This is a genomic window from Paracoccus mangrovi, assembly GCF_042648425.1.
GTDB lineage: Bacteria > Pseudomonadota > Alphaproteobacteria > Rhodobacterales > Rhodobacteraceae > Paracoccus > Paracoccus mangrovi.
In genome coordinates, this window is sequence record NZ_JBHRXJ010000004.1 from 192,340 (window position 1) to 202,441 (window position 10,102).

At 64.1% G+C, this 10,102-nt stretch carries 12 protein-coding genes; 6 read left to right on the plus strand and 6 right to left on the minus strand.

The genetic code is table 11. From position 1 onward, the window contains the following. On the minus strand, positions 1–1,062 hold the full coding sequence (ribA, locus tag ACFOMH_RS07700; protein ID WP_377743694.1) for a GTP cyclohydrolase II: 1,062 nt from the start codon (positions 1,060–1,062) through the stop codon (positions 1–3). A gap of 133 nt (positions 1,063–1,195) precedes the next feature. On the opposite strand from ribA, the gene ACFOMH_RS07705 reads away from it, so the two are divergent. From ACFOMH_RS07705 to ACFOMH_RS07730, 6 genes are all read left to right on the plus strand, one after another. Continuing rightward, positions 1,196–1,882: a response regulator transcription factor gene (locus ACFOMH_RS07705; protein WP_374427226.1), complete on the plus strand. Its 687-nt coding sequence runs from the start codon at positions 1,196–1,198 to the stop codon at positions 1,880–1,882. A gap of 339 nt (positions 1,883–2,221) precedes the next feature. After that, positions 2,222–3,007 (plus strand): exodeoxyribonuclease III, encoded by a 786-nt coding sequence (locus ACFOMH_RS07710; protein ID WP_377743697.1) that lies wholly within the window; start codon positions 2,222–2,224, stop codon positions 3,005–3,007. A gap of 120 nt (positions 3,008–3,127) precedes the next feature. Continuing rightward, positions 3,128–4,039, plus strand: a complete 912-nt coding sequence (locus ACFOMH_RS07715) for a tetratricopeptide repeat protein (RefSeq protein ID WP_374427231.1) — start codon at positions 3,128–3,130, stop codon at positions 4,037–4,039. A gap of 1 nt (position 4,040) precedes the next feature. Beyond that, positions 4,041–4,679 carry an LON peptidase substrate-binding domain-containing protein gene (locus ACFOMH_RS07720; protein WP_377743699.1) on the plus strand — a complete coding sequence of 213 codons (639 nt, stop codon included), beginning with the start codon at positions 4,041–4,043 and terminating at the stop codon, positions 4,677–4,679. Between the two features lie 56 nt (positions 4,680–4,735). Then, positions 4,736–4,891, plus strand: coding sequence for a Trm112 family protein (locus tag ACFOMH_RS07725; RefSeq protein ID WP_374427262.1), 156 nt, complete (start codon positions 4,736–4,738; stop codon positions 4,889–4,891). 72 nt (positions 4,892–4,963) lie between these two features. Continuing rightward, entirely contained in the window at positions 4,964–5,470 is a 507-nt protein-coding gene (locus ACFOMH_RS07730) for a ClbS/DfsB family four-helix bundle protein (RefSeq protein ID WP_377743701.1), read from the plus strand. A 51-nt stretch (positions 5,471–5,521) separates the two neighbouring features. Here ACFOMH_RS07730 and ACFOMH_RS07735 read toward each other — a convergent pair whose 3' ends face one another. The 5 genes from ACFOMH_RS07735 to ACFOMH_RS07755 form a co-directional block, all read right to left on the minus strand. Then, positions 5,522–5,821 carry a putative quinol monooxygenase gene (locus tag ACFOMH_RS07735; protein ID WP_377743702.1) on the minus strand — a complete coding sequence of 100 codons (300 nt, stop codon included), beginning with the start codon at positions 5,819–5,821 and terminating at the stop codon, positions 5,522–5,524. A 143-nt stretch (positions 5,822–5,964) separates the two neighbouring features. Beyond that, positions 5,965–6,300, minus strand: a complete 336-nt coding sequence (locus ACFOMH_RS07740; RefSeq protein ID WP_374427243.1) for a DUF779 domain-containing protein — start codon at positions 6,298–6,300, stop codon at positions 5,965–5,967. A 15-nt stretch (positions 6,301–6,315) separates the two neighbouring features. Continuing rightward, positions 6,316–7,338 (minus strand): alcohol dehydrogenase AdhP, encoded by a 1,023-nt coding sequence (gene adhP, locus ACFOMH_RS07745; protein ID WP_377743704.1) that lies wholly within the window; start codon positions 7,336–7,338, stop codon positions 6,316–6,318. 99 nt (positions 7,339–7,437) lie between these two features. Next, positions 7,438–8,964 carry an aldehyde dehydrogenase gene (gene adh / locus ACFOMH_RS07750; protein WP_374427249.1) on the minus strand — a complete coding sequence of 509 codons (1,527 nt, stop codon included), beginning with the start codon at positions 8,962–8,964 and terminating at the stop codon, positions 7,438–7,440. A gap of 111 nt (positions 8,965–9,075) precedes the next feature. Beyond that, positions 9,076–10,050, minus strand: a complete 975-nt coding sequence (locus ACFOMH_RS07755) for a GAF domain-containing protein (protein WP_374427251.1) — start codon at positions 10,048–10,050, stop codon at positions 9,076–9,078. Positions 10,051–10,102 lie beyond the last annotated feature (52 nt).

Here is a 10,102-nt window from a genome sequence, read left to right on the forward strand (position 1 = left end):
TCACAGCAGATGCCCGGATTTCGCCGCCTTCACATCCAGATAGCCGGTATTGTGACGGTTGCGCGGGGTGATCAGGGGCACCCGCTCGGCGACCTTGATGCCCTGACCTTGCAGCATTTCGACCTTGCGCGGGTTGTTGGTCATCAACCGCACCGCGTCAAAACCCATCTCGCGCAGGATGCCCGCGCCAATGCGGAAATCGCGCTCATCGTCGTCAAAACCCAGGCGGTGATTGGCCTCGACCGTATCAAATCCCTGATTTTGCAGGGAATAGGCGCGCATCTTATTGGCCAGGCCGATCCCCCGCCCCTCCTGGTTCAGATACAAAAGCACCCCCGCCCCGGCCTGACCCATGGCATTCAGCGCCGCATGCAATTGCGGTCCACAGTCGCATTTCAGGCTGCCCAGCACATCGCCGGTGAAACAGGCCGAATGCAGCCGCGCCAGAACCGGCTGATTGCGGGCCGGGGCGCCGATCTCGACCGCGTAATGTTCGGTCGTGCCATCGTCGGGCCGAAAGATGTGCAGTTTCGAGTTTTCCGCCGACAAAAGCGGCAGCCGCGCGGCGGCGACCGGCGCCATCGCCGCCTCGGCGGCAAGCTGCGCCAGCGCCGGTCCGGGCGCCATGCGCGTCAGCCCCTCGGGGGGATCGGAAACCGGCACCATCAGCATCGCCGGCAAAAGCTGCGCCGATTTCGCAAGCGCGATGGCCGCGCGATGGGGTTGGACATCGCCGCCTCGGGCGCTGCGGAACGGCCCCTTCATCGGCGTCATCAGATCGCCCGCCGGATCGGCCAGCGCCAGGGGCCAGCCCGCATCCGCATCCTTGGGCACCTCGATCCGGGCGATGTCGCCGTCATAGACCCGCGCCTTCAGCGTCTCGGCGCGCCAGCCCGTCAATGCCAGAACCGCCGGCCCCAAGGCCAGCATCGCGGCCATGCGCTCGGGGGTGACCGTCTCGGCCGCGGCGGCCAGATGGTCGCCGATCACGACCGGAAGGCCCATGCGCAGATCGGCACGCGCGCGTGCAAGGGTCTCGGTCAGGGTGGGAATAAGGCTCATGGCACCGGCTGGATTGAAACAAACTGAAACATAAGGCGGATTTCCGACAACTCCATGTGAGAATTGCTGCAATGCTCTGGACGTGGGGCCCCGGCATTATCACGTTTCGGCCATAACGCCAAAGGAGGCAAGAATGGCCGGACTGAAAAAGATCCTGTTGGTCGATGACGAAGAGGACCTGCGCGAGGCGCTGGCCGAACAATTGGCCGCCACCGAGGATTTCGAGGTTTTCGAGGCCGGCAGCGGCGCCGAGGCGGTCGAGCGCAGCAAGGGCGCGATCTTTGATCTGGTGGTGCTGGATGTCGGCCTGCCCGATACCGACGGACGCGAGCTGTGCAAAAGGCTGCGCAAACAGGGGGTGAAATGTCCCATCGTCATGCTGACCGGGCATGATACCGATGCCGATACGATCCTGGGTCTGGATTCGGGGGCGAATGACTATATCACCAAGCCCTTCAAGTTTCCGGTGCTGCTGGCACGTCTGCGCGCCCAGTTGCGGACCCATGAACAGTCCGAGGATGCGATCTTTCAGCTTGGCCCCTATACGTTCAAGCCGTCGATGAAGATGCTGATCGACGCCAAGGAACGCAAGATCCGCCTGACCGAAAAGGAAACCAATATCCTGAAGTTTCTCTATCGGGCGCAGGATGGCGTGGTGCCGCGCGATATCCTGCTGCACGAGGTCTGGGGCTACAATGCCGGCGTGACCACGCATACGCTGGAAACCCATATCTATCGCCTGCGCCAAAAGATCGAACCCGATCCCTCGAACGCGCGGCTTCTGGTCACGGAATCGGGCGGCTATCGGTTGGTCGCCTGAAAACACGCAAACAGGGAACCTGCGGCGCCGTTGCCGGTTCCTTATCCCAAGCCCAGTGGTCGGTGGATGCGGCCACAAACAAGACCCGGCCCCGCCTGATCGGTGGCCGGGTTTTTCGTCCCCGTTCCGACACGGGGGACTTCGCGTCCCCCGGACCCCCTGCGGGATATTTAGACATGAAAGAAGCCGGCCGGGGCCTCGCCTGATCGGGATTGCGGCTTGCATTCTTCCATGCGGAAATATCCTCGGGGGGTTCGGGGGGCGAAGCGCCCCCGTGCGACGGTGATGGACAAGACCGGGATCGCGCCCTAGGGTCCGCCCCTGATCAAAGGAGCGCCCATGTTCACCATCGCCACCTGGAACATCAATTCGGTCCGCTTGCGCGAGGCGCTTGTCGCGCGGTTTCTGGGCGAGGAAGCACCCGATATCCTGTGCCTTCAGGAAATCAAGAGCCCGGTCGACAAGATCCCGCTCGATGCGTTTCGTGCCCTTGGGTATCGCTATATCGTGGCGCGTGGCCAAAAGGGCTATAACGGCGTCGCGATCCTGTCGAGGTTGCCCATCGAGGATGCGGGCGATCGCGATTATGCCGGGTTGGGCCATGCCCGTCATGTCGCGGCGCGGCTTGAGAATGGCGTGACCATTCACAACTTCTATGTGCCGGCGGGCGGCGACATTCCCGACCGTGAACAGAACGTCAAGTTCGGCCAGAAGCTGGATTTCCTGACCGAGATGCGCGACGTCTTTCACGCCGATGCGCCGCAACGCTCAATCATGGTGGGCGATCTGAACATCGCCCCGCGCGAGGATGACGTCTGGTCGCACAAGCAATTGCTCAAGATCGTCAGCCATACCCCGATCGAGGTCGAGCATCTGGGCGCGGCGCAGGATGCCGGGAAATGGGTGGATATCACCCGCAAGGATATTCCCTCGGGGCTGCTTTACAGCTGGTGGAGCTATCGCGCCAAGGATTGGGACGCGGCCGACAAGGGGCGGCGGCTGGATCATATCTGGGCCACGCCCGATATCGCCAATGCCGGCCATGGCAGCCGCATCCTGCGTCCTGTGCGGGGATGGGAACAGCCCAGCGACCATGTTCCGGTTCTGGCGAGTTTCGATCTTTAGGCCCGCTGTTGACATGGCGGGCGCGGCTCTCCGGGCGGCCGGCGGCGCGTCCCGCCCGATCTTGCATCGGGGCCTCGGCTGCTCCATCTAGGGGGCAACCCGTCCGCAAGAGGATTTCCGATGCTTGAGCTAGGCTCCGCCCCCGCTGAGAATACCCCCGCCGATATCATCAAGGACGTGACCGAGGCGACCTTTATGGCCGATGTCGTCGACGCCTCGATGACCGTGCCGGTGATCGTCGATTTCTGGGCGCCGTGGTGCGGCCCGTGCAAGACCCTTGGCCCCCAGCTCGAGGCCGAGGTCGCCCGTCACAAAGGCCGCGTCCGCATGGCCAAGATCAATGTCGACGAGAACCAGATGATCGCGGGTCAGCTGCGCGTGCAGTCGATCCCCACCGTCTATGCGTTCTTTCAGGGCCAGCCGGTCGATGCCTTTCAGGGTGCGATTCCGCAAAGCCAGATCAAGCAATTCGTCGAGAAGCTGGTGGCGATGGGCGGCGATGATGGCGGTCTGGCCGAGGCGCTGGACGCGGCCGAAGCCATGCTGAGCGAGGGCGCGGCCGAGGATGCGGCCGAGACATTTGCCGCCATTCTGGGCGAAGAGCCGGAAAACCCGCAGGCCTGGGGCGGCTTGGTCCGCGCCCATCTGGGGGCCGGCGATCCCGACAAGGCGGCCGAGGCGCTGTCGCAGGTTCCCGACGTGGTCGCATCCTCTGCCCCGGTCGAGGCCGCGCGCGCGCAGCTGCAACTGGCGCGGCAGGCCGCGAATGCCGGTCCTCTGGACGATCTGCGGGCAAAGGTTCAGGCCGATCCCGGCGATCAGCAGGCGCGGTTCGATTACGCCACCGCCTTGCATGCGGCGGGCCAGGTCGAAGCCGCCATCGACGAGCTGCTTGAGGCATTCCGCCGCGACCGCGAATGGAACGAGGGCGCGGCCAAGGCCCAGCTCATCACCATTTTCGACGCGTTGAAGCCGACCGATCCGGTCGCGCAAAAAGGGCGCCGGCGGCTTTCCTCGCTGATCTTTGCGTAAGATGTCCAAGGGTTTCGACCTGCCGGATGCAATCGCGCTGTTCCCTTTGCCGGGGGCGGTGCTGATGCCGCGCACGCGGTTGCCGCTGCATATCTTCGAGCCGCGCTATTTGCAGATGGTCGAGGATGTTCTGAAAACCCCCACCCGGCTGATCGGGATGATCCAGCCGGTGGCGGGCGATAGCGACCGTCTGGCGGCGGTTGGCTCGGCCGGGCGGATCGTGGCGTTTTCGGAAATGGATGACGGCCGGCTGATGATCTCGCTGCGGGCGGTATCGCGGTTTCGCCTGATCGAACAGCGCCCGGGCTTTTCGCCCTATTTGCGCGGCGCGGTGGATTGGCATGGCTATGGGGCCGATCTTGCCTCTGAACCCGAACAGGATCCGGCTCTGTCCCGCGGCCCCTTCATGGCGCGTCTGGCGCGTTATCTGGAACGCAACGAGCTGTCGACCGACTGGGATTCCGCCAAGGCCTCGGATGATGAGACGCTGGTGAATTCGCTGGCCATGCTCTTGCCGCTGGCCCCCGAGGAAAAGCAGGCGCTGTTGGAATGCGCCACCCTGAGCGAGCGGCGCGCGCTGCTTGAGGGGCTTTTGGAATATGCGCTGCATGCCGGCGACCATGAGGAGACGATCCAGTGACCCCCACCGACGAACCCGCCGCCCGGGACGTGCCCGAACGCGGCTTTGACCGCCATATGCTTGAGGCGCTGGTCTGTCCGGTGACCCATGCGACGCTGCGTTATGACGCAGGCGCGCAGGAACTGATCTCGGAGGCGGCCGGTCTGGCCTTTCCGATCCGCGACGGCATCCCGATCATGCTGTTGAACGAGGCGCGCCAGATCAAGGCGTGACGCGCCGCGTGCCGTTCCCCAAAGGATTGCCCTTGGCAAGGAACAGCGGATGACAGCGGAAAGGGACAGCACATGGCCGTGCCCAGGTCGAAGAATGAGCTTCTTGCCGCGATTTCAATCACATTCGAACGGCTCTGTACCGATCTTGCGCGCGTTCCCCATGACCGCGCGCATGAGGCATCGCTTGAAGGTCATGCGTCCGGGACGGTGATGAGCCCGGCCGATCTGATCGCCTATCTGATCGGCTGGAACGAGCTTGTCCTGAAATGGCTGGAACAGGACGATCGGGGTCTGGTCGTGGATTTTCCCGAAACGGGGTTCAAATGGACCCAGCTTGGCCCGCTGGCGCAGAAGTTTTATGCCGATTACCGGCATCTGGATTGGCCGGCGCTGCTTGATCGCTTGACTGTGGCCAAGATCCGGCTGGTCGACACCATTTCCGCGCGCCCGGAGGATGAGCTTTACGGGCGGCCATGGTACGGGAAATGGACAAAGGGCCGCATGATTCAGCTCAATACCTCGTCGCCATATGCCAATGCTCGCGCACGGATCAGGGCATGGCTCAGGGCGGGGCCTTAGGGCAGGGGATCGGGCCTGACCGCGCCTTGCCCGGCAAAGCGGGGGGCGGGACTATTCCTCGTGCCAGATCCGAAAATCGCGCCGGATCGCCGCCGTGGCGGCCCACCAGTCCGAGGCGCGCGTGCGGGTCTGATGCGCGTCAAAGGCGGCGCGGTCGGCAAAGCGTTCCGCGACGCGCCAGATCATCGGATCACCGCTCTGGGTCACCTCGAATGACAGGCAGCCCGGCTCGGCGCGGGTCAGGCTGATATGTTCGGGCAGGTATTGGCGGACGATCGCCGCCTCGGCCGCCGAGGCACAGATCAGATCGCCGCTCAGACAGACCGTTCCACCCGTCGCCGTCCCGGTCATGGTTTCCCCCAGTTTGTGGCCCCGCCCATTTGCCACGACAGGTTGGCCTTGGACCCTGTGCGGGTCAAGGGTGTCGGGGCGGCTATGTGGGGGGGCGGCAGGCGCGCCGCGGTCTTGGGGGAGGCCGCGCGCCCGCCGGGCGATCAGATCTGACAGATTTCCGACCGCGTCAGGAACCGCATTTCGCGGCCATTATCCAGGCTGAACATGCCGCCGCGTCCGGGGATCGCGTCTATGATCAGGCGGGTATGTTTCCAGACCTCGTATTGGCTGGCCGAGATATAGACGGGCATGCCGCCGATCTCGCCCAGCTTGACGTCGCGTTCGCCGATGCGAAAGTCGCCTTGCGCATAGCACATGGGCGAGGATCCGTCACAACAACCGCCGGATTGGTGAAACAGCACCGGTCCGTGTTCGGCGACGATCTGGGCCAGCAGCTCCAGCGCGGCGGGGGTGGCGGTGACTTGATCCTCGTCCATGGTGGTCTCCCTTGTTCAGGCGGTCAGGTCCATGACCATGCGGCCCTCGATCTGGCCTTTGTGCATTTTGGCGAAAATGTCGTTGATGTCTTCCAGTTTCGCGCTGTGGACGGTGGCCTTGACCTTGCCCTGACCGGCGAAGTCCAGCGATTCCTGCAAGTCCAGACGCGTGCCCACGATCGAGCCGCGCACGGTGATCCCGTTCAGCACCACACCAAAGATATCCAGCGGGAAATCGCCCGGCGGCAAGCCGTTCAGCGCCACGGTGCCACCGCGCGCGACCATGCCGATGGCCTGTTCAAAGGCCTTGCGGCCAACGGCGGTGACCAGCACGCCCTGCGCGCCGCCATCGGTTTCACGCTTGATCGTGGCGGCGGGGTTGGGATCGGTCGCGGCGTTCACGGTCACCGTCGCGCCCAGCTTGCGGGCAAAGGCCAGCTTTTCGTCGTCGATATCGACGGCGGCGACATTCATGCCCATGGCCTTGGCATATTGGACCGCCATATGGCCAAGGCCGCCGATGCCCGAAATCACCACCCAGTCGCCGGGCTTGGTATCGGTCACCTTGAGCCCCTTATAGACGGTAACACCGGCGCAAAGGACCGGGGCGATTTCGATGAAACCGACATTGTCGGGCAGGTGACCCACATAATTCGGATCGGCCACGACATAATCGGCAAAACCGCCATTCACCGAATAGCCGGTATTCTGTTGTTGTTCGCAAAGCGTTTCCCAGCCGCCAAGGCAATGCCGGCAGCAGCCGCAGGCGGTGTAAAGCCACGGCACGCCGACGCGGTCGCCCTCTTTCACATGCTTGACGCCCTTGCCCACGGCAGAGACAAAGCCCACGCCCTCATGCCCCGGAATGAAGGGGGGATTGGGTTTCACCGGCCAGTCGCCTTCGGCGGCGTGAAGGTCGGTATGGCACACACCCGAGGCCTGGATCGCGACCTGGATCATGCCCGGACCCGGCTCGGGGATCGGCACCTCATCGATGCTGAGCGGTTTTCCGAATTCGCGCACAACAGCGGCTTTCATGGTTTTTGCCATACCGTAATCTCCTGAAGCTATTGCAGTCTTCGAAAGGATGCTTCGGGATGCCGGGCGCGTGGTGGCCACCCGGCATCCCGACCGGGATCAGAAAAAGCCCAGTTTCTTGGCCGAATAGCTGACCAGCATGTTCTTGGTCTGCTGATAGTGGTCCAGCATCATCTTGTGGTTCTCGCGCCCGATCCCGGACTGTTTGTAGCCGCCGAACGCCGCATGCGCCGGATAGGCGTGGTAACAGTTGGTCCAGACCCGGCCCGCCTTGATCGCGCGGCCCATCCGGTAACAGGTGTTGACATCGCGCGACCACAGCCCGGCCCCAAGGCCGTAAAGCGTGTCATTGGCGATTTCCAACGCGTCCTCGGCATCCTTGAAGGTCGTGACCGACACCACGGGGCCAAAGATTTCCTCCTGGAAAATCCGCATCTTGTTATGGCCGCGAAAGATCGTCGGCTCGATGTAATAGCCGCCCGACAGCTCGCCGCCCAGATCGGCCGCCTTGCCGCCGGTCAGAACCTCGGCCCCCTCTTTGCGGCCGATATCCAGATATGAGAGGATCTTTTCCTTTTGCTCGGACGATGCCTGCGCGCCGATCATGGTGGCGGCATCGCGCGGATCGCCCTGGGTGATCGCCTGCACACGCTTGACCGCGCGTTCCATGAAGCGGTCATAGATCGATTCCTGGATCAGCACGCGCGACGGGCAGGTGCAGACCTCGCCCTGGTTCAGCGCGAACATCGCAAAGCCTTCCAGCGCCTTGTCGAAGAAATCGTCATCCTCGCGCGCCACATCGGCAAAGAAGATGTTGGGGGATTTGCCGCCCAGTTCCAGCGTGACCGGGATCAGGTTTTCGGCGGCATATTGCATGATCAGCCGGCCGGTGGTGGTTTCCCCGGTAAAGGCGATCTTCGAGATGCGCGGGTTCGACGCCAGCGGTTTGCCGGCCTCAAGCCCGAAGCCGTTGACGACGTTCAGAACGCCCGGCGGCAGCAGGTCCCCGATCAGATCGACCCAGACCATGATGCTGGCGGGCGTCTGTTCGGCCGGCTTGATGACCACGCAATTGCCGGCGGCCAGCGCGGGCGCCAGCTTCCAGCAGGCCATCAACAGCGGAAAGTTCCACGGGATGATCTGGCCGACGACGCCCAGCGGTTCATGGAAATGATAGGCGATGGTGTCGGCGTCGATTTCGGAAATCCCGCCTTCCTGCGCGCGCAGGACGCCCGCGAAATAACGGAAATGATCTATGGCCAGCGGCACGTCGGCGGCCATGGTTTCGCGGATCGGCTTGCCGTTGTCCCAGGTTTCCGCCGTTGCCAGCAGCTCAAGGTTCTGTTCCATCCGGTCGGCGATTCTCAACAGGATATTGCCGCGCTCGGCGGGCGAGGTATGGCCCCAGCGATCCTTGACGGCATGGGCTGCATCCAGCGCCGCCTCGACATCCTCGGCGTTGGAACGCGCGATCTGGCCGATCTCGGCGCCGGTGATGGGGGTGGTGTTGGTGAAATACTTGCCCGATTTCGGCGCGACCCATTCGCCGCCGATATAGTTGTCATAGCGATCGGCAAACGGCAGGCTGTTGACGCCCTTGAAGACATGCGTCTGGTCGTTCGGCATGGTTTCCTTCCTCCTGTTCGGACCGGCTCCTCCTGCCGGTGCTGTTCAGAAGGGTGTGGCGCGGGGGGCACCAAATCAACGCGTCCGGCAGAGCGCGGCGCGGAATGTGTTTCAGCCGTGAGACAGTCTGCCCGGTTTTTCGTCGATGCCCAGCCGCTGCATGCGCCGGTAAAGCGTCGCGCGCCCGACACCCAGCGCGCGGGCGGCGGCCGAGACATTGCCTTCGGCCCGGGCAAGGGCGCGAATCATCGCCGCGCGCTCGGCCTTTTCAAAGCCGGTCAATTCATCCTCGCGGCCGAACAGATCCGAGGCGGGGCGGGGGCGAATCTTGCCTTCTTTCTCAAGGCCATAGGCGCGGCGGGCGGCGCGGTTGGCACCGATGGCCAGATCGTCGCGATCCACCGCGACCAGCAACAGGGCGTCGTCATTCCCGCCCGTCTGCGCGGCGATGATGCGCGCGCCGGGGAACGAGGCGCGAAAGAACGCGGCCTCGATCTGGCGGGCGCTTTGCGCGACCTGCGCGGCGATCAGCGCGTTCCAGCGTTCGGTATGATCGGCCCGGGCCGAGCTCACGTCCAATGCCCCCAACAGCCCGCCATCCGGCCCCCAGATCGGCGCATCCATGCATGAAAGGCCGGTATTGCGGGCATAGAAATGTTCGTCGCGATGGATGGTGACCTGTCGCCCCTCGGCCAGACAGGTGCCGATCCCGTTCGTGCCCTCGGCCTGTTCGGACCAGTCCGTGCCCTGCCACAGGCCCCAGTCCCGAAAGACCGGCGCATCCGATTCGTTGACCCGATGTTCCAGCACGATCCCTTCGGCATCGGTCAACAGCACGTTGCAGCCCGTCGCACAGACCAGCTGGAAAAGCTGGTCCAGCTGCGGGCGGGCGATGGCCAGAAACTCGTCCAGCCGGGCCGTGTGGGCGGCCAGCTCGGATGCGGTCAGACGGCGCAGCTGTGGCGGGCTGCCCGGGTCCAGCCCGTGCTTGACCATCGAGCGGCGCCAGCTTGCGGCCAGCCGGGTGACGGCGGCCGGGGATTGCGACGCCTGTGCGACGCGATCCTCATGGCGGATGTCGGGCAAGGCGTCCTCTCCCCCTTGCTGGCGCGATGGCGGGATTATCACCAAGCCGGGG